Origin of the sequence: Actinomadura parmotrematis (assembly GCF_019458805.1) — a bacterium.
Taxonomy (GTDB): Bacteria; Actinomycetota; Actinomycetes; order Streptosporangiales; family Streptosporangiaceae; genus Spirillospora; species Spirillospora parmotrematis.
The window spans coordinates 1-18,428 of sequence record NZ_JAIBOA010000015.1; the positions used below are offsets into that span (position 1 = coordinate 1).

General features: G+C 73.7%; 17 protein-coding genes and 1 tRNA gene. 8 read left to right on the forward strand and 10 right to left on the reverse strand.

Annotated features, from left to right (window positions below; translation table 11 throughout):
• Window positions 1-18: 18 nt before the first annotated feature.
• The 3 genes from K1Y72_RS22615 to K1Y72_RS22625 all read left to right on the forward strand — a co-directional run bounded on the left by K1Y72_RS22615 (window position 19) and on the right by K1Y72_RS22625 (window position 3,233).
• The gene (locus K1Y72_RS22615; protein ID WP_220168425.1) at window positions 19-1,473 is read left to right on the forward strand and encodes a PucR family transcriptional regulator; all 1,455 of its coding nucleotides are present in this window, start codon (window positions 19-21) and stop codon (window positions 1,471-1,473) included.
• Window positions 1,474-1,758: 285 nt separating this feature from the next.
• A complete protein-coding gene (locus tag K1Y72_RS22620) occupies window positions 1,759-2,244 on the forward strand; it encodes a DUF4189 domain-containing protein (RefSeq protein WP_220168426.1) in 486 nt (161 codons plus the stop codon).
• A gap of 128 nt (window positions 2,245-2,372) precedes the next feature.
• A complete protein-coding gene (locus K1Y72_RS22625; protein WP_220168427.1) occupies window positions 2,373-3,233 on the forward strand; it encodes a DNA adenine methylase in 861 nt (286 codons plus the stop codon).
• Window positions 3,234-3,370: 137 nt separating this feature from the next.
• Here K1Y72_RS22625 and K1Y72_RS22630 read toward each other — a convergent pair whose 3' ends face one another.
• The 4 genes from K1Y72_RS22630 to K1Y72_RS22645 form a co-directional block, all read right to left on the reverse strand.
• A complete protein-coding gene (locus K1Y72_RS22630; RefSeq protein ID WP_220168428.1) occupies window positions 3,371-4,624 on the reverse strand; it encodes an MFS transporter in 1,254 nt (417 codons plus the stop codon).
• 203 nt (window positions 4,625-4,827) lie between these two features.
• Window positions 4,828-5,430, reverse strand: a complete 603-nt coding sequence (locus tag K1Y72_RS22635) for an SRPBCC domain-containing protein (RefSeq protein WP_220168429.1) — start codon at window positions 5,428-5,430, stop codon at window positions 4,828-4,830.
• A gap of 43 nt (window positions 5,431-5,473) precedes the next feature.
• Window positions 5,474-6,085 carry a TetR/AcrR family transcriptional regulator gene (locus K1Y72_RS22640; RefSeq protein WP_220168430.1) on the reverse strand — a complete coding sequence of 204 codons (612 nt, stop codon included), beginning with the start codon at window positions 6,083-6,085 and terminating at the stop codon, window positions 5,474-5,476.
• A 170-nt stretch (window positions 6,086-6,255) separates the two neighbouring features.
• Window positions 6,256-7,149, reverse strand: a complete 894-nt coding sequence (locus tag K1Y72_RS22645) for a LysR family transcriptional regulator (RefSeq protein ID WP_220168431.1) — start codon at window positions 7,147-7,149, stop codon at window positions 6,256-6,258.
• An 84-nt stretch (window positions 7,150-7,233) separates the two neighbouring features.
• On the opposite strand from K1Y72_RS22645, the gene K1Y72_RS22650 reads away from it, so the two are divergent.
• Window positions 7,234-7,788 (forward strand): NuoB/complex I 20 kDa subunit family protein, encoded by a 555-nt coding sequence (locus K1Y72_RS22650; RefSeq protein WP_220168432.1) that lies wholly within the window; start codon window positions 7,234-7,236, stop codon window positions 7,786-7,788.
• A gap of 21 nt (window positions 7,789-7,809) precedes the next feature.
• Here K1Y72_RS22650 and K1Y72_RS22655 read toward each other — a convergent pair whose 3' ends face one another.
• On the reverse strand, window positions 7,810-8,454 hold the full coding sequence (locus tag K1Y72_RS22655) for a TetR/AcrR family transcriptional regulator (protein ID WP_220168433.1): 645 nt from the start codon (window positions 8,452-8,454) through the stop codon (window positions 7,810-7,812).
• Window positions 8,455-8,790: 336 nt separating this feature from the next.
• Between K1Y72_RS22655 and K1Y72_RS22660 the strand changes: the two genes are divergently transcribed.
• Both K1Y72_RS22660 and K1Y72_RS22665 read left to right on the forward strand, forming a co-directional pair.
• Window positions 8,791-10,077: a YncE family protein gene (locus K1Y72_RS22660; protein ID WP_258573350.1), complete on the forward strand. Its 1,287-nt coding sequence runs from the start codon at window positions 8,791-8,793 to the stop codon at window positions 10,075-10,077.
• A 367-nt stretch (window positions 10,078-10,444) separates the two neighbouring features.
• Window positions 10,445-11,041: a cadmium resistance transporter gene (locus K1Y72_RS22665; protein ID WP_220168434.1), complete on the forward strand. Its 597-nt coding sequence runs from the start codon at window positions 10,445-10,447 to the stop codon at window positions 11,039-11,041.
• A 342-nt stretch (window positions 11,042-11,383) separates the two neighbouring features.
• Here K1Y72_RS22665 and K1Y72_RS22670 read toward each other — a convergent pair.
• A tRNA-Lys gene (locus K1Y72_RS22670) sits at window positions 11,384-11,456 on the reverse strand.
• Between the two features lie 109 nt (window positions 11,457-11,565).
• Window positions 11,566-11,775, reverse strand: a complete 210-nt coding sequence (locus K1Y72_RS22675) for a hypothetical protein (RefSeq protein ID WP_220168435.1) — start codon at window positions 11,773-11,775, stop codon at window positions 11,566-11,568.
• 83 nt (window positions 11,776-11,858) lie between these two features.
• Here K1Y72_RS22675 and K1Y72_RS22680 point away from each other — a divergent pair, with 83 nt between their 5' ends.
• A complete protein-coding gene (locus K1Y72_RS22680; RefSeq protein WP_220168436.1) occupies window positions 11,859-12,551 on the forward strand; it encodes a dienelactone hydrolase family protein in 693 nt (230 codons plus the stop codon).
• A gap of 133 nt (window positions 12,552-12,684) precedes the next feature.
• Here the strand turns inward: K1Y72_RS22680 and K1Y72_RS37280 are convergent, their stop codons facing one another.
• A complete protein-coding gene (locus tag K1Y72_RS37280) occupies window positions 12,685-15,237 on the reverse strand; it encodes an ATP-binding protein (RefSeq protein ID WP_220168437.1) in 2,553 nt (850 codons plus the stop codon).
• A gap of 99 nt (window positions 15,238-15,336) precedes the next feature.
• Between K1Y72_RS37280 and K1Y72_RS22690 the strand changes: the two genes are divergently transcribed.
• Window positions 15,337-16,407, forward strand: a complete 1,071-nt coding sequence (locus K1Y72_RS22690) for an alkene reductase (protein ID WP_220168438.1) — start codon at window positions 15,337-15,339, stop codon at window positions 16,405-16,407.
• A gap of 49 nt (window positions 16,408-16,456) precedes the next feature.
• Here K1Y72_RS22690 and K1Y72_RS22695 read toward each other — a convergent pair whose 3' ends face one another.
• Both K1Y72_RS22695 and K1Y72_RS22700 read right to left on the reverse strand, forming a co-directional pair.
• On the reverse strand, window positions 16,457-16,999 hold the full coding sequence (locus tag K1Y72_RS22695) for a C40 family peptidase (protein WP_308287198.1): 543 nt from the start codon (window positions 16,997-16,999) through the stop codon (window positions 16,457-16,459).
• Window positions 17,000-17,566: 567 nt separating this feature from the next.
• A complete protein-coding gene (locus tag K1Y72_RS22700) occupies window positions 17,567-18,145 on the reverse strand; it encodes a C40 family peptidase (RefSeq protein ID WP_308287199.1) in 579 nt (192 codons plus the stop codon).
• Between the last annotated feature and the right edge of the window lie 283 nt (window positions 18,146-18,428).

Consider the following 18,428-nt stretch of genomic DNA (forward strand, 5'->3'; position numbering starts at 1 on the left):
CGGTGCCACAATGCGGGCATGTCCTACGTGGCGGACCTGCTCCGCTCAGGCTCCCGGATCCCGCTGCGGCTGCTGGCCGGACCGGCGGACGCGACGCCGCTCGCCTCCGTCACCGCCGTCGAGACCCTCGACGGCCTCGGCCGCGCCCCCGCCGACGCGCTCGCCGTCGTCACCAGCCGGTCGGCCGCGCGCGCCGCCGGCTACCAGGTCGACATCGCGATCCGGACCGCCGCCGAGCGCGGCGTCCCCGCCCTGGTGCTCATCGGCGGCGGCCCGCTGCCGCTCACCGCGACGCGCCTCGCCGCGCGGGCGGGCCTCGCCGTCCTGACGGCGGAGGAGGACTGCGACGTCGCCGAGCTCGTCCTGCACCTCGGCCAGGTCATCCAGGGCAACGCCGCGGACTCGATCGCCCGCGCCCACGCCGCGCTCCGCGCCGTCCGCGACTGCACCGGCGGCGTCGACGAGCTGCTGCACGAGACGGGCCGCGTCCTCGGCCGCACCCTCACCCTCTCCGACGACCTGTCCGGCCCCGGCGACGGCGAGCCGGTGTGGGTCGCGGGCCGGCGGCACGGCAGCGTCAGCGGCCCGCCCGACGACGCGGTGCGGCTCGTCCTGCCCGCCGTCGCGGCCGCCGTCGGCCGGCGCAAGCGCGTCGCGCTGGAGCGCGCGACCGCCCCCGGCCAGACCCGCTCGGACATCCTGACCGAGCTGATCGTCGCCGAGCGGGCGCGGGCCGGGCCGCTGGCCGACCGCGCCCGCACCCTCGGCTTCGCCGTCGACGACGTCCACACCGCCGTCTGGATCGCCCCGGACCGCCCGGCCGGCGCCGACCCGGCCGAGCTCGCCGAGCGGCGGCGGCTGTTCGACACCCTGTCGCTGCACGCCTACCAGGCCCCGCACCGCCCCGACGAGTCCTGGAACCTGGCCCGCCTCGCCGCCGACGTCGTCCTGGTCGGCAGCTCCCGCACCGAGATCCGCGAGGCCGACGCCCGGCGCATGATCGACTCCCTGCGCGGCGCCGTCGCCGGCGAGCACCCCGGGACCGTGCTGCGCTTCGGCATCGGCACGCCGCAGCGCGGCATCGACGGGGTGCGGCAGACGGCCACCGAGGCGCGCGCGGCGGCGTCCATCGCGGCCCGCACCCGCGAGACCGTCCGCGCGTTCGACGCCACCGGCATCAACCGGATCCTCGCCGGCATCGCCGGCTCGCCGCTCAGCCGCCGCGTCGTCGACGACCTGCTCGCCCCCCTCGACGCCCTCGGCCCCGGCAAGGCCGCCGAGGCCATCGGCACCCTCGGCGCCTACCTCGACGCGCGCGGCTCGCTGAAGGCCGCCGCCGCCCGGCTCCGGCTGCACCCGAACGCCGTCGGCTACCGCATCCGCAAGATCACCGAGCGGCTGGGCGCCGACCTGGCCGACCCCGACACCGCCTTCGCCCTGCACCTCGCCTGCCGCGTCCGCCTGCACGACTGAACGGCGCGGCGCAGACCGCTTCCGGCCGTCCGCTCGGGGCGCGCGGATAATCGAAGATCTTTAAAGGGCGGATCGCTATCCTTGTCCGGATATCTACGCTTAGCGGGAAGAGCTGTCACGGTGCAACCCCCCCAACCGCCGTACGGCGGCCAGCCCCCCTCCTACGGCCCGCCCGGCGGTCCCCCCGGGCCGCCCGGCCCGCCCGGCCCCCCGGCGGGTCCGCCGGGATGGGGCCCGCCGCCGCCCCGGCCGCCGTCGAACAACTCGCCCCTCGTCATCATCCTCGTGGCCGCCGCGGCCTTCCTGGTGCTGATCGGCGGCGGCTTCGTCGTGTGGGTGTGGCTGATCGCCGACAGCGCCCCGTCCAGGGCGGTGGCCCGGGGCATCCCCACCTTCACCTACTCCCCGCCGACCTACAGCCCCCCGACGTACACGCCGCCCACCTACACGCCGCCGACGTACAGCCCGCCGACGTACTCGCCGCCCCCGCAGTACTACGGCGCCATCGCGGTGGCGAGCAACGGCGCGATCGGCAAGGCGTGGGACTACAGCACCGCGGCCGGCGCGCGGAAGCGGGCTTTGAACTCCTGCCCCGCCTCGGGCTGCAAGGTCCTCACGACCTTCGTCAACGGCTGCGGCGCCGTCGCCTACAACTCCCGCACCAACAAGTACTGGGGCGGCAGCGGCTCCACGAAGGCCGCGGCGCAGCGGAACGCGATCTCCAACGCCGGCGGCGGCCGCTGGATCAGCTGGGTCTGCACCACCCGCTAGCCCCGCCCGGCGTCCCGCTCCCGCCACCGGCCTTTCTCCGAGGTCCTTTCATTTACCGCGCCCTTGTGCCGGCGTCCATATTCGCGCTCAATATGCTCCCGCGTCTCCGGCTTCGCTAGACTGGTGCGGTGGCGACGGATCTGCGGACGGCGAGTGGCGCTCGGGGCGAAGGCCGTTCATTCCTCAAATGGGCGGGGGGAAAGACGCGCTATGCCGGCCGGCTCGCGGCCGCCGCGCCGGAATTCACGGGCGTCTACCGCGAACCGTTCATGGGGAGCGCCGCCGTGTTCTTCGAGCTGCGCCCTGAGCGGGCCGTCCTGTCCGACGCCAACCCGGAGCTCGTCACCTGCTTCCAGCAGGTCGCCGCGCACCCGCAGGAGGTCATGCAACTGCTGGACGCGATGCCGAACGATCGCGACTTCTTCGCGTCGGTGCGGCGGCAGCAGCCGGCGAACCTGTCCGACCTCGAACGCGCCGCCCGCGTCATCTACCTCAACAAGACCTCCTTCCGCGGCCTCTGGAGGGTGAACCGCAAGGGCGAATACAACGTCCCCTACGGCGAGTACGACCGGCCCTACTACAACCGGGAAACACTTCTTTCCGCGAGCAGGGCATTGGCTGCGGCGACGATATCCGAGATGGATTTCGAGAGCGCGATCAAAGCAGCCGATCCGGGTGACTGGGTGTACCTCGACCCGCCGTACATTCCCCTCGGCGAATACTCCGATTTCAAGCGCTACACCGCCGGCCAGTTCCACGCCGAGGATCAGGAACGCCTCGCGCGGGCCATGCGCGAAGCAAGCTCGCGGGGCGTCCTGCTCACCATGACCAACAGCGAGACACCGCTCACGCGCGAGATCTTCGCCGGCTTCGACGTCTTCCGCATGGCCACCCGGAGGGACATCAACCTCAACTCGGCCGGCCGCGGAAGCTGGGACCTGGTCTTCACGAACTACGAAGCGCACATGCCAGAGCCCGCGGCTCCTTGACCGGACCGCGCCGGCGGCCGTCGCTCGGCGCCGCGCACGCGCCTCCCGCGGCGCGCAAGACCCCGGGAGGCCGGGCCGCCGTCCACGACCGCACGACGCGGGACGGGCCGTCACGCCCGGCTGGCGGGGACCGGCGCTCAGCCGGTGGTCAGGTGGACGGTGCGGTAACTGCGCCAGACGGTGATGTCGTAGCCCAGGCCGAGAGCGGCGCCCAAGAGCAGCGGAGCGCCGAGGACGGCAAGCGGGCCGGTGAGCATCGCCGTCGCGGCCAGCGGGCCGGCCGCCACCGCGACGCTGCGGGCGAGGCTGGTCATGCTGGCGGCGGCGGTACGGTGCTGCGGGGCGAAGACGGCGGCGGTGAACGCCTGCCGCGCGGGAACGTCGATCTTCGACAGCGTCTGGCGCAGCAGCAGCAGCGTCACCGCGCCGCCCAGCGTCGGCGCCAGCGGTACGCAGGCCAGCAGCACGTTGGCGGCCGCGTGCGGCAGCAGCATCGCCGCCAGCAGCCCCCGCCGCGCCGCCAGCAGCGGCGCGGTGAGCTGGGCCAGGGCGGGCAGCAGGTTCGCGGCGAAGAACATCATCCCCAGCTGCGGGGTGCCGGCCCCGTAGCGGTGGGCGAACCACCAGGCCAGCACGGCTTGGACCGCCAGCCCCCCGGCGAAGGCGTCCAGCGCGAACAGGCCCGCCAGCCGCCGGATGTGCCCCGGCACACGCACGCCCGGCGGCGTCGCCTCGGCCGCCGGAACCTTCGGCCGATCGGCCGGTGACGCCGCCGGGCGGGCCTCGGCGTCGGGGGTCAACCGCGCGAACAGCAGCACGGTCCCGATCGCCAGCACCGCGTACAACGCGAACGCCGCGTCGCCGGCCGAGACCCACGGCTGGGCGCCCAGGCCGGCGGCGGCCAGGCCGCCCAGGGCCCCGGCGGCCATCGCGGTGACGTTGTAGCAGGTGAACACGCGGGTGCGGCACGACGGCCCGCAGGTCTGGGCCAGGATGGCCTGCTCCACCCCCGAGAACGGGGTGTTGTCGTTGGTGGAGGGCGAGATCGTGCCGACGAACGCGGCGGCGATGAGCACCGGATAGCTCTCGCTGACCGCGAACAGGACCCCCGCCACGGCCATCAGGCACCCGCAGGCCATGAGCACCCGCCGCCGTCCCCAGGCGTCGGCGAACAATCCCAGGGCCAGGCTGGCGGCCACCGAGCCCGCCGCCGCCACCGCCAGCAACAGCCCGGCCTGCCAGGGCGTGTCACCGTCCTGGGTGAGCATCTCGGCCAGGAGGACGCTCGTGGTGCCGTAGCCGAAGGTGCGCAGAGCCCGCGCGGCGACCACCAGCCGACCGTTGCGTCCCAGCTCGCTCCAGAACGTGCCACTGACCTGCGGTTCTGCCATACGTCATGGTGACCGTCCGCCCAGCCGGACGTGCCGCCGAACCGCAAAGATCTCCCAACGCGTTAGAGGTCGCCGCCGCCGCGCCCGGAACGCCGTCCTGGGCGAGGCCGACGTCAGGAGTTCTTCTCAGTACCAGCGGCTGAAGGCCGCGACGCCTTGACGGGCGGACGCGCGGGATCGGCCTGGCGGCCGCAGGTCCCGGTTCAGCGGTGGAGGGTTTCGACCCGCTGGGCGAGCGCCCTGTTCATGGCCTGGAACTGCGGCAAGGTGTTGGACTTCAGCATGCCCTGGGCGAAGGGGACGGCCACTCCGGTGAAGCGTTCGCTCTGCGTCAGGCGGACGCGGCCGGGGCGGATCTGCTCGATGGTGAAGCGATGCTCCCCGTCCCCGATCCATCCCGGTCCGATCTTCCCGAGCCACCGCAGTTCCCTGCCGGGGATGTCGGTCAGGACCTGGGGCGTGAAGGTCGAGTCGCCGCTCGCGTCGTGCATCACGATGCGCAGGCGCGCGCCCTTGCCGAGGCGGCCGCCGGGCGAGGTCACTTGCGCCGAGGTCAGGAACGGGTTCCACTGCGGGTAGGCGGTGAAGTCCGTCAGCACCTGCCAGACCTCCTCGGGCGTCGCCTGGATCTCGATCGAGGCGTTCAGCCGGACCGCGTGCAGGTTGGCCCACACCGTGTAGCCGCCGAGCAGCGCGACCAGTCCGGCCAGCGCCGCGAGCAGCCGGTGCCGCCGACGAGGTGCGGATCGTCGTGCGGCGGGTGCCGGGGCGTCGACCGGTGTGGGGGAGTCCGTCGTGGAGGACATGATGCGGCCTCTTTTCTATCGGCGGGGGAGCCGTGCGGAGGGTTCAGGCGGACGCGCCGCGCAGGGCGCTGCCGACGAGGCGGTCGATGTACGCCGCGTCGAGGGGGCGGCCGGTGATGAGCAGCCGGTAGTACAGGGCGCCGGCGAGCTGGTCGAACACCACCTCGGGCTCGACATCGGCGTGGAGCTCGCCGCGTTCGCGGGCTTGTCCGAGCAGCGCCAGCACCAGGGCGTTGCGGCGGTGGAACATCGCCTGGACCGCCGCGCCGACATCGGCGTGACGGGCGGCCGCGGCGGCGACCTCGGCGACCAGCCCCGCGGAGGTCTCGCCGGACGTGGCGGGCCGGCCCGCCCGCCGCATCCGGTCGAGCCCGGCGGCGATCTCGCCCAGGTAGCGGGTGAGGTCGGAGCGGACGTCCCCGCTGTACTCCACCGGCACGGAGTCCTGGAGCCGCGCGACGACGGCGACGATCAGATGGTCCTTGGTGGGCCACCTGCGGTACAGGGTGGTCTTGGCGACGCCGGCCTTCGCGGCGACCTCGTCGACCGAGAACCGGTCGTAACCGCGGTCGAGCAGCAACGCCAGCGCCGCGTCCAGCAGGCGGACGTCGGCCTCCCCGGAACGCGGCCGGCCGCGCTGTCCAGCGGATCCCAAGGCGTGCCCCCTATTTTCGCTCCGTTAGTTGCGTAAATCAGCGTAAGCGCCCTTCCCCGCTTTACGCAACAGGAGTAGCGAAAATCTTCCGCGCCCGTCTCCCGTCACCGGAACCCCGCGTTCGCCTCGCTCGACGGCGCAGAGGACTCGGAGGAGCCGGGCGGGGGAGTTCAAGGCCGGGGCGGCGTTCCGGTGGCCCGGGCGAAGTCGTGGACGACAGCGTTGTCGGTGCCGGTGGGCCAGACGGGGGCGCAGATCACCGGTGGCAGGCCGGACACCGGCACGGTGACGACATGCGGGCTGTCCGGGCGCACCGCGGCGACCGTCAGGTGGACGGCGTCTCCGGCGGCGACCAGGACGATCGCCTCCTCCAGCGAGGCGGACCTGTGCCGGTGCACCCGGCGCAGCGGGGCGCCGCCGGGGGTGGCCGGCGGTATCCACAGGTCGGCGAGCCGCTGCGGCATGCCGCTCGGATACAGGATGTCCTGACCGGCCAGTTCCTCGACGTCGACGGCGGCACGCCGGGCCAGCGGGTGCCCGGCCGCCACCAGCACCGCGCGTTCCTCGCGCGTCCAGGCGGGGCCGACGGTGAACCCCATGGCCGCCACGGGGGCGGGGTCGGCGGGCAGCCAGCCGACGAAGACGTCCACCGGCCAGTCGTCCCCCCAGCGGGTCGGATCGGTGTTGGGGTGCGCGGAGCGCACCAGGGCGCAGTGCGGACGGGCCCGCTCGAACGCCTGGATCGGCCCGTCGACGACGGCGCCGGGCAGGCTGGTCGCGATGCCGACGCGCAGCACCTCGGCGCCCGCGCTGCTGCGCGCCTCCTCCAGCGCCCGTTCCATCCGCTCGTACGCGGGGCGCAGTTCGGCGCGCAGACGTTCGCCGAGCGGCGTCAGCCGGACCCGCCTGCTCGTGCGCTCGAACAGCGGAGCGCCGACCCGGCGTTCCAGCGCGCGCACCGCCTGGCTCACGCGCGGGGCGGACACGCCCAGCCGCCGGGCCGCGCGGCCGAAGTGCAGCTCCCGGGCGACCGCCAGGAACGCCTCGATCTCGCGCATCTCCATGCGCCCATTGTGCCGCCCGGCTTAACGATCATGGCGCGATCGATCGTTGATCGTCCCGGCCCGCCCGGCCAGCCTGGAAGGACTATGGGAATCGAAGAACACCTCCCCGGGGACTTCCTGCTCACGACCGTGGAGAAGGCGGCGGGGCTGGCGCGCGCGTCGTCGATGTGGCCGATGACGTTCGGGCTGGCCTGCTGCGGCATGGAGCTGATGGCCGTCGGCGATCCGCGCCACGACTTCTCGCGGTTCGGCATGGAGCGCGCCTCGGCGACGCCGCGCCAGGCCGACCTCATGGTCGTGGCCGGGCGGGTGAGCCAGAAGATGGCTCCGGTGCTGCGGCGGCTGTACGACCAGATGGCCGCCCCCAAGTGGGTGATCGCGATGGGCGTGTGCGCCTCGTCGGGCGGCATGTTCAACAACTACGCCGTCGTGCAGGGCGTCGACCACGTCGTGCCGGTCGACATCTACCTGCCGGGCTGCCCGCCCCGCCCGGAAATGCTGCTCGACGCCATCGTCAAGCTGCACGACCAGGTGCGCAACACCAAGCTGGGCGCGCACCGCCGCACCGAGATCGCCGGCCGGGAACGGGCCCGCCTCAAGCAGCTCCCGCTGAGCGACACGCGCTCCACCACGGAGTAGGAAACGGGCGACGGGTCGCGGTCAGGTGGCGATCTTGTATCTGCCGAGCACGATCTGGAGGAGCTCCCCGGCGATCTCCTCCAGGGTCGCGTCGACCCACCCGACGGCCCAGTCGTGCATGAGGCCGTTCACGGCGCCGATGAGGGCCGCGGCGGTGATGCGGTAGTCGCCCGGGGGCGCTTCCCCGCGTTCGACGGCCTCGCCGGCCATCCGGCTCATCATCTCGATCCAGACGGCGCGGCGCTGGAGGCGCCGGCGGTCCATGCGGGGGCCGACGCCGACGATCTCGACGTAGGCGATGCGGGCATGGCGCATGTCGCAGGTGGCGCCCCTGACGTAGGCGCGCACGTACGCGGTGATCCGCTCGACGGCGGGAAGGTCCCGGACGTCGGGCAGCACGTCCAGGACGGCCTGCTGGGCGACCTCGTTGACGTACAGGTGCAGATCGGCCAGCAGGTCTTCCAGCGTGCGGTACTCCTCGTAGAACTGGCGGGTCGACAGCCCGGCCGCCTTGCACAGGTCCCCCAGCCTGGTCGCCCGGTACCCCGGGCCGGCGCCGAAGCACTCCAGGCCCGCTTCACGGAACCGCGCGCGCCGCTCGGCGCGCCGCTCGGCCGCGTCCTTGCCCCCGTACCGGCCCTGCGCCGGGGTGATCCTGCCCGCCACCGCACCCCCCGCCTGCTGATGCGCACGATCCTCGCGCACGGGTCTTGCGCCGTCTCGCAGCCCCTGCCTACTATCCGGTAACCCAAATCTGAATATGAACATATTCAGACTTGCGGGGCCGCGCGCGAGGCTCCGCAACGCCGGCGCGCCCCAGGCCGGCCATGACCGAGATCGCCACCCACCAGCCACCGGACCGCCGACTCCGCGAACCGCGATCCGCGTGAGAATCCGCGCGTGAACGCCTCCGGCGCTCACAGCCGAGCGCCGCCCCGAACGTCCAGCAGCTCCACGTTTCGCGCCCGTTCCCGGGCATCCCACCCCCTTGGAGAAACGAACATGCACGCTGCGCCCACCCCCGCCCCCACCCCCGCCCCCGCCCGCAGGCTGAGGAGGCTGCGGTCCGCGGCCGCCGCGGCCGTCCTGGCCGCCGGCGCCGTCGCGCCGGCCGTCACCTCCGCCGGAGCCGCGCACGCGGCGCCGGCGCTCCAGGAGGTGATGTTCGTCGGCAACAACTGGGAGGGCACCGCCGACGTCATCGCCTCCAGCGGCGACTTCCACAAGATCGGCCGGATCAACGTCATCCCCGACAAGGCCGAGCGGCTGGCCGCGATCTACACCAACCCGATCAACCTCGTGGTCTTCCTCGGCATCCGCCAGACCGCGGGCGAGGGCCACGACCAGTTCGTGGACGACATGTACTCCACCCCCGACGGCACGGCGATGGTGGTCTCCCGGCCCAGCTTCGGCGACGTCGTCTCCATCGACCTGGCCACCGACAAGGTCAAGTGGCGGTTCCCGGTCTCGGGCTACCGCTCGGACCACATGGCGCTGTCCCCCGACGGGACCAGGGTCGCGGTCTCCTCGTCGCTGTCCAACAGCGTCTACGTGCTCGACATCAACACCGGCAGGCAGCTCGGCTCGTTCGCCACCGGCGCCAAGCCGCACGAGAACATCTTCACCCCCGACGGGAAGATCTGGAACATGTCGATCGGCGAGGTCAACAACGACCTCGACGCGCCCTGGCAGGACTTCCTCAAGGGCGACCGGCACATCACCGTCGCCGACGCCTCCACCTACAAGGTCGTCAGGACCATCGACATGCGCTCGCGGCTGGACGCCTTCGGCCGCAAGGACCTGTCCAACGCGGTCCGGCCCGCGGTGTTCAGCCCCGACTTCGCCAAGCTGTACTTCCAGGTCTCCTACTTCAACGGCCTGGTGGAGTACGACGTCGCCACCGACAAGGTCACCCGCGTCAAGACCCTGCCCAAGAACCCCGCCACCAGCGACGACCGCACCACCTTCGTCAACGACTCCCGCCACCACGGCCTGTCCATGAACGCCGACGGCTCCAAGCTGTGCGTCGCCGGCACCATGGACGACTACGCCACCGTCGTCGACCGCGCCACCCTCCAGGAGGGCCCGCTCGTCACCGCCTCCAAGCCCTACTGGGCGACCGTGAGCGGCGACGGCGCGTCCTGCGTCATCTCCGAGAGCGGCGCCGACCAGGTCACCGCGATCAGCTTCGCCACCGGCCAGAAGACCGTGTCGGTGCCCGTGGGCGACCACCCCCAGCGCGTCCGCATCGCCCACATCCCCGCCGGCTGGACCGGCTCCACCAGCTGACCGCTTCCCCGATCTCCAGGGCGTAGGGGCGGGCACGCAGGAGCCGCCCCTACGCCCCGGCCACCGTCTCCCATCAGCTTCTTCGGCTGAGGACACCCGGCGGCGCGCCGCCGCCTGCACCGCGCCGGCCGAACCACTGCCCCACCAGCCACCTGACCGGGGACCGTTCCGGGGACGAGCGCAGCCTCGGCGTGGCGAGGATGCCGCCGCGGCCGGTGCGGGTGAGCCGGGTCGGCGCCGAACCATGTGCCGTCGTGCCGTTGTGACGGCGGTGTCCGGGCCGTCGGCGAGTGCGCGGCGGCGCTCCCGGGCGGCCGACGTCGGTAGGCTCGCCGGGAATCTCCCGTGAAAGGACGGCTGCCGCGCTGTGGACCTGGGCATCATCGGGCAGGCGGCCGGGCTGTTCGCCGTCACCAACATCGACGACATTCTGATCCTGGCGCTGTTCTTCGCCCAGGGCGCCGGGCACCGGGGCGTCACGCGCGCCATCGCGGTCGGTCAGTACCTGGGGTTCGCGGCCATCCTCGCCGTCGCGGTGGCGGCCGCTTTCGGTGCCACGTTCCTGCCCGAGGACGCCATCCCCTACCTGGGGCTGCTGCCGCTCGCGCTCGGCGTCAAGGCCGCGGTGCAGGCGTGGCGGCACCGCCACGACACCCAAGAGGAGAGGCAGGCGGCCGAGGGCGGTCCCAGGCCGTTGGAGGTGGCCGCGGTCACCTTCGCCAACGGCGGCGACAACATCGGCATCTACGTCCCGGTCTTCGCCACCGCGGGCGCCGGCGGCATGAGCGCCTACGCGGTGGTCTTCCTGATCCTGGTCGCGGTGTGGGTCGCGGCCGGCCGCTACTTCGCCACCCGCCCCGCCATCGCCAAGGCACTCAGCCGGTGGGGCCACATTCTGCTGCCCGCCGTGCTGATCGGCATCGGAGCGCTCATCCTCGTCGAGGGCGGAGCCTTCGGCCTGTAGCCCCTTCGCCGCGTTCGCTGTTGGTGTCGAGATGGACGCTGTGGCATTCCCGTGCCAGGCCGGCGGCAGTCTGCCCAAGTGTTCAGCCGGCCGTTCGTTTTGCAGGGTGATTCGTCCAGTTCACCTCTCACGTTCGGTGAACGCAAGGCGGCTTCCTGGGCGGCCTAGAGGTGCTGAACTCGTTGCTGGAACACGCAGGGACGCTCTTTGTTCCTCGGTCGGTTCCCAGCAGGCGGGTGGGGATCGCCGAGGGCGGCTCGCCGAGCGAACACGGGGACGGAACGGGGCGAAACCGGCAGGGGATAGGCCGGGCATTTTCGCGTTTGGGCTGGTCAGGGTGGGTGGGTCGCGTGGGACTCGAACCCACAACCTACGGATTAAAAGTCCGGAGCTCTGCCAATTGAGCTAGCGACCCTCGGGGCGTGCGGTGCGGCGTACATGGGTTGTACGGGCGGGCTGTCGATCCTACAGGTCCCGGTTCGAGTGTAGGGATCTGAGGCGGTGGTCGCATCCGGGTATGGGGGTCAGCCGGTGGGGGTGAGCATGCGGCGGACGACCTCCTCGGGGCCGCCGTCGGGGACGAAGAGGCCGCGGAGGGCGCCGCCGGCGAGGCGGACGTTCCACCAGCCGCCGCCCTCGTCGGTGAAGGAGCCGATGAGGGCGCCCGTCTCGTGGTCGATCGCGAAGTAGCCGCCGGTGTGTTGCTGGCGGATGTCGATGCGCCAGTCGCTCATGCCCCCTACATCGGAGCGGATGGCCTCGGTGGTTGCAGGGTGGCGGGAAGTCGCTCCGGGCGGGGCTGGGCGATGATGAGGGGATGACGACGAAGGTGGCCGTTCCGGACGGCGAGTTCGATCTGCACGTGTGGCTGCCCGAGGCGGGACGGGGGCCGGGGGTCCTGCTCATCCAGGAGATCTTCGGGGTGGGGGAGTACATCCGCGCGGTGGCGGAGGACCTGGCGGGGCTCGGGTACGTGGTGGCCGCGCCCGACCTGTTCTGGCGGATGGAGCCGAACTGGACGGTGCAGGCCACGCCCGAGACGATGCCGCAGGCGATGGAGGCGCAGGCGCGGTTCGACCAGGCCAAGGGGCTGGACGATCTGGAGGCGTCGCTGGCGAAGCTCGTCGAGATGCCCGAGGTGGCCGGGAAGGTGGGGGCGCTCGGGTTCTGCATGGGCGGGACGCTCGCCTACCTGCTGGCGGCACGGACGGATCTGGACGCTGTCGTGTCGTTTTACGGGTCCGGTGTCGCGGGGGCGCTGGATCAGATCGACCGGATCGGGGGGCCGCTGCTGTTCGTCTTCGGGGGCAGCGACCCCTACATCTCGCGGGAGAGCGTCGCGGAGGTCGAGCGGGCGGCGGAGACGCGCCCGAACATCGACATCGCGGTCGTCGAGCAGGGCGGGCACGCCTTCCACAACCGCACGTCGCAGATGTTCTACCAGGAGGAGCCCGCCAAGGAGGGCTGGGCGCTCGCGGAGGACTTCCTGCGCCGGCATCTGGCGTCCTAGGACGCCCAGGGCGGCAGCGGCTCGGTCAGAGCGAGGGCGGCCGCCACGGCGACGGTCACGGCGCCCGCGACGCCGTCGGGGTGCGGGTGGGAGACCTCGGCGGAGACGGCGGCCTCGCGGGCGGTCAGGGGGTTCAGGATCCCAGGGGGAGGCGGGCGAGCTCGCGGCGGGACGCGACGCCGAGCTTGGGATACGCCTTGTAGAGGTGGTACTCGACGGTGCGGGGGCTGAGGAACAGGCGGGCGGCGATCTCGCGGCTGCTGGTGCCCTCGGCGGCGAGGCGGACGACCTGCAGCTCCTGCGGCGTGAGCTGGTTCAGCAGGCCGGGCGCGGGCGGGGCGGCGTCGGGCGCGCCGGTCGCGCGCAGCTCGGCGCGGGCGCGCTCGGCCCAGGGGGCGGCGCGGAGCGACGCGAAGGTCTTGAGGGCGGAACGGAGCGGGTCGCGGGCGTCGGCGCGGCGGCGGTGGCGGCGCAGCCACTCGCCGTGCAGCAGCTCGGTCCGGGCGCGCTCGAACGGGCGGGACGTCGCGGGGTGCAGCCCGGCGGCGCGGACGAAGGGGGCCTCGTCGTCGGCCAGCAGCGCGGCGTTGCGGGCGGCGATGGCGAGGGCCCAGGGCTGGCCGCCCGCCTCCGCCCAGGCGGCGAAGCGGGCGGCGGCGGGGCGGGCGCGGCCGGGGTCGCCGAGGCGGACGGCGGCCTCGACGAGGTCGGCGCTCGCGGGGAAGGCGCCGAGGGCGTGCCGGCGCGGGCCGTCCGCGATCTCCTCCAGCAGGGCGGCGGCGGCCGCGTGGTCGCCGGTGCCGAGCAGGAGGAGGGCGCGGGCGTGGTCGGCGAAGCCGCCGCCGGGCGCGGGCGCGCCGGCGGTGAGGGCGTGCAGCCGGTCCGCGTCGCCCTCGACGGCGGCGATGCGCGCCTCGACGGCGCCGAGGCGGCGGGCGCGGCGGTCCAGGCAGGTGTCGCGGGCGAGGGTGCGGGCCTCGGCGATGGCGGCGGCGGCGTCGGCGTGCCGGCCGGTCGCGATCTGGACCTGGGCGAGCGACTGCAGGAGCGTCGGCAGCGCGCCGATGAGGCCGTGCCGCCGGTCGTGCTCGATCTGCGCGGTGGCCAGGTCCAGGGCGGTCTCGTCCGCGCCGACGATCAGGGCGGCGTGCAGGGCCCGCGCGCGGTCGCCCGGCTCGGTGGCGAGGCGGCGCAGGAGGGGGAGTCCGGCGGCGTGGTCGCCCGCGGCGATGAGGGCCATGCCCTGGACGGCGAGGTCGTCCGGGAGGAGTTCGGCGGTCCGGCGGATGACGGCGGTCTCGCCGGCGATCCAGCCGTAGGTCGCGGCGTCGGGGTGAGCCGTGGGGAGGGCGGCGAGCATGCGGGCGGCGGCGGCCGCGTCGCCGCGCTCGAACTCCGCGGCCGCGCGGACGCGGGTCGCGCGGGTTCCGCCGGGGGCGAGCAGGTCCGCATTGAGGGCGGCCTTGTCGGCCTCGTCGATCGAACCGGTGTCCAGCAGTGTTTCGGCTGCGGAGAGGAGACGCTGCGCGCGCGCGGCGGGAGCCGGGGTGAGTTCGGCGGCGCTCAGGAGCAGGGACGCCGCCGTGGTGTGGCCGCCGCGGCTGCGCGCGCGCTCGGCGGTGGAGACGAGGTCGGCGGCGACGTCCTCGTCGGGTCCGGTCGCGGCGGCGGCGCGGTGCCGGACGCCGCAGTCGGCGTCGTCGGCGGAGTCGGCGAGCGCCTGGTGCGCGGCGATGCGCTGGGTCGAGACGGCGTGGGCGTAGGCGGCGTTGCGGATCAGCGGATGCCGGAAGGACAGCGAGGAGCCGTCGACGTCGACCAGCCGCGCGCGCTCGGCCGGCTCCAGGTCGGCCAACCCGACGCCCATCGTTTCGGCCGCTCGCAGGAGCGACGGCATGTAGCCGCGTCCTTCGGCGGCCGCCAGCAGCAGCATCAGCCGGGTCGCCTCCGGCAGCGCGTCGATCTGCGCCTTGAAGGAGGCGAGGACCCGTTCGGTGACGGCGAGGGGTTTCGCGCCGCGCGGCACGCAAGGAGCGGCTGCGGCGAATTCCAGCAGGGCGAGGGGATTGCCGTCGGATTCGGCGATGACGCGGTCGCGCAGGGCGGGCGCTAGACCCTGCTCGGCGAGCAGCGCGCGCGCAGCGTCGAGCGGGAGCCGGGGGAGCGCCAGTTCGGGCAGGCCGGTCCCGGTGAGCCCGTCGTCGCGGGTGGCGAGCAGCATGACGACGCGCTCGGCGCCGAGCCGCCGCGCCGCGAACATCAGCGCGCCCGCCGACGCGGTGTCGAGCCACTGCGCGTCGTCGGCGAGCAGCAGGACGGGGCTCTCCTCGGCGAGATCGGCGAGCAGGGTGAGCAGCGCGAGGCCCGTCGTGAAGCGGTCCGGCCCGGCGCGCTCCAGGCCGAGCGCGCCGCGCAGCGCGCCCGCCTGCGGGGCGGGCAGCCGCTCCAGCCGGTCGCGCAGCGGCCAGACGAGCTGGTTCAGGCCGGCGAACGCGATGCCGGACTCGGCCTCGAAGCCGGTGACGCGGAGCACCCGCAGATCCGGTGCCGCCGCCGCCTCCAGCAGCGCCGTCTTGCCGATGCCGGCCTCGCCGCGCAGCACCAGCACGCCGCTGCCGTCCCCGCGGCGCGCGGCGTCCACCAGTTCCGCGACGCGCCGCCGCTCGTCGTCCCGCCCGTAGAGCACGGGTCCAAACTACGTGCCCGGTTCCCGAAACCGTACGGATTCGGCCGTCGGCGGATGTTCCTACCGTTGAGATCTGGAACGCCTAGCGAGGAGAACCTGATGAGCGAGCTGTTCGAGCCCCTGGACGCCGGGAAGCTGCACCTGCGGAACCGGCTGGTGATGGCGCCGCTGACGCGCAGCCGCGCGTTCGAGGGCGGCCGCGCGACCGAGCTGATGGCCGAGTACTACGCGCAGCGCGCGTCCGCCGGGCTGATCATCACCGAGGGCGTGCAGCCGAGCGTGCGCGGCCAGGGCTACGTCTGGACGCCGGGCCTGCACGACGCCGGGCAGGTGGCGGCGTGGCGGCGGGTGACGGACGCGGTGCACGAGCGCGGCGGCACGATCTTCGCGCAGCTGATGAACGCCGGCCGCGTCGCGCACCCGTCGCTCTACCCCGACGGCGGGCTGCCGCTCGCGCCGTCGGCGCTGGCGTCGGGCGAGGCGATGTGGACGCCGGAGGAGATGCTGGAGCACCCCGTCCCGCAGGAGATGACGGTCGCCGACATCGAGGAGGCCGTCCGCGACTTCGCGGCGGCGGCCCGCAACGCCGTCGAGGCAGGGTTCGACGGCGTCGAACTGCACGGCGCCAACGGCTACCTGATCCAGCAGTTCCTGGCCGACGGCAGCAACCACCGCACCGACGCCTACGGCGGCTCGGTCGAGAACCGCGTCCGGTTCGCGGTGGAGGCGGTGCGGGCCGCCGCGGACGCGATCGGCGCCGACCGCGTCGGCCTGCGGATCTCGCCCGGCGGCGACGCCAACGGCCTCAGCGAGAGCGACACCCCGGAGCTGTACGCGGCGCTGCTGGCGGAGCTGGCGCCGCTCGGCCTGGCCTACCTGCACGTCCTGGAGCTCGGCGACCGGGGGCTCACCCGCTCCCTGCGCGCGCAGTGGCCGGGGACGCTGCTGCTCAACCCGCACCCGGAGCCGGGCGCGTTCCCGGCGAGGCCCGAGTACGGGGAGGAGGCGCTGCGGGCGGGCGACGCGGACGCGATCGTCCTCGGCTCGCTCTGGCTCGCCAACCCCGACCTGCCCGAGCGGATCAAGGCGGGCGGCCCGTACAACGAGCCCGACCCCGCGACGTTCTACGGCGGCGACCACCGCGGCTACACCGACTACCCGGCGCTGTAGCCGCGGGCCGCGCCCCGCACCGCGCCGCGCGGTGCGGGGCGCCCGCGGATCAGTACCCGGGGCGGACGCCGCCGCTGAACTGCCGCTTGTAGTAGGAGTTCAGCTTGACCTTCTTCACCCGGCGGCCGGAGCCGGGCGCGTGGATCATGTAGCCCTTGCCGACGTAGATGCCGACGTGGGTGCGGCCCTTGTAGAAGAACAGCAGGTCGCCGGCCTCGGCGCCCTTCCAGGACACCTTGTACTTGATGCCGCGGTAGATCTGCTGCGTGGTGCGCGGCATCTTCACGCCGGCCTTCTTCCACGAGCCGCCGGCGAGGCCGGAGCAGTCCCAGGAGCTCGGCCCGGTGCCGCCGTAGCGGTAGCGGTCGCCGATCTGCTTGTAGGCGTAGCGGACGGCGTAGTTCGCGCGCGACTTCTGCTTGGCGACCCGGGCCTTGGAGGGCTGGGCGGCGAGGGCGGGCGCCGCCGGCGCCGCGGGGGCGGCCTGGACGGGCGCGGCCGTCAGCAGCGTGGCGCCGAGGACGGCCGCGGAGGCGACCGCGGCGGCCTTGCGGGCACGCGGGAAGAACGGGGTGGATCGGGGGGTATGCAGGACGACTCCTGAGCTCGCAGGCGATGCCTACCGGGCAAGCCCGTGCGGCCGCACACCGGGGGCGTGCGACGCGGCGGGGGGTTCTCGCGGCGGCGCGCGGGCACGGCGCAGCCCATGGGAGGTGGCTGCGGAGCCCGCTCGACCGCACTTCCGGCTCCGTGCTCATGGCTGCACGGACGCGGCGACTCGACGGCGCGCACGCGGCATGGAGACTGGGGATGCCGTGACCGCACGTCGACAGTGCTGTTGAGTTGTCGATCCAGCGTCGTGGCCGTGCGGGGGCGGCCACGGCCAGCACCGTGAACGGCAGGAAGGTAGCCAGGTGCCGGTATATCTGGCAAATCACGGGCGGGTAATGCGGCGCCCCCCGCGTTGTCGATCACTGTGCCGGGGGCCTTCATTCCCCCTGCTGCCTGCGCTGATTCCTCGCCATTGGAAGAGATGTGATACGGGTCACAGATGTGGCTCTGGAGAGAGAAAGACGTCGCGCCGAGGGCATTCCACCCTCGGCGCGACGTCCCCGTCACGGCCCCGCGAGGCCGCTCCGGGCACGCTCTGCGGTCACCGTCAGTAACCGGGGCGGACGCCGCCCGCGAAGTGCCGCTTGTAGTAACCGCCGAGCTTGACCTTCTTCACCCGCTGGCCGCTGGACGGCGCGTGGATCATGTAGCCGTGGCCCACGTAGATGCCGACGTGGCTCTTGCCGCCGTAGAAGAACAGCAGGTCACCGGCCACGGCGCCCTTCCAGGACACCTTCTTCTTGACCGCCCTGTACTGCGCGGTCGTGACGCGCGGCAGCTTCACGCCGGCCTTCTTCCAGGACGCGCGGGCGAGGCCCGAGCAGTCCCACGAGCCCGGACCGCTGGCGCCGTAGCGGTACGGGTCGCCGATCTGCGCGTAGGCGTAGCGGACGGCCTTCTTCGCGCGGGCCTTCTGCCTGGCCTTGCGAGCTGCGCTGATCTTGGCGCTGGTCGCCGCGGCGGCCCGCGCGGGCGCCGCCGGTGCCGCCGGCGCGGCCTGCGCGGGCGCCGCCGACAGGGCGACGGCGCCGGTCGCGGCCGAGCCGAGGACGAGTCCGCTCGCCAGCAGCTTGGCGGAGCGAGCGGAAAGGGGGGTCGGAATGCCGTTCAGGAGTGCTCCTCGAATCGCCGATCATGCCTACCGGGCGGCCGGATGCGGGGTGTGGCGAAAGGGGGTCCGGCCGAGCTGGAAAAGGGCGGCCGCGCCGGCCTGCGCCGGCGCCGCGCGCCACCCGGTTCCGCGCCTCTGGGCTGCGCGGACGCGGCGGGCCCGCCGCCGCGCGCCGCCTTCCGGCGCGCGGTCGCGGCCCCGCACGAAAGGTGCGGGGCGGGCGGGCGCTGTTCGGTTGTCCGGGCCGGCGGCGGGAGGCCGCCGGCCGCCGATCACGGTGCCACGCCGCACCGTTCCC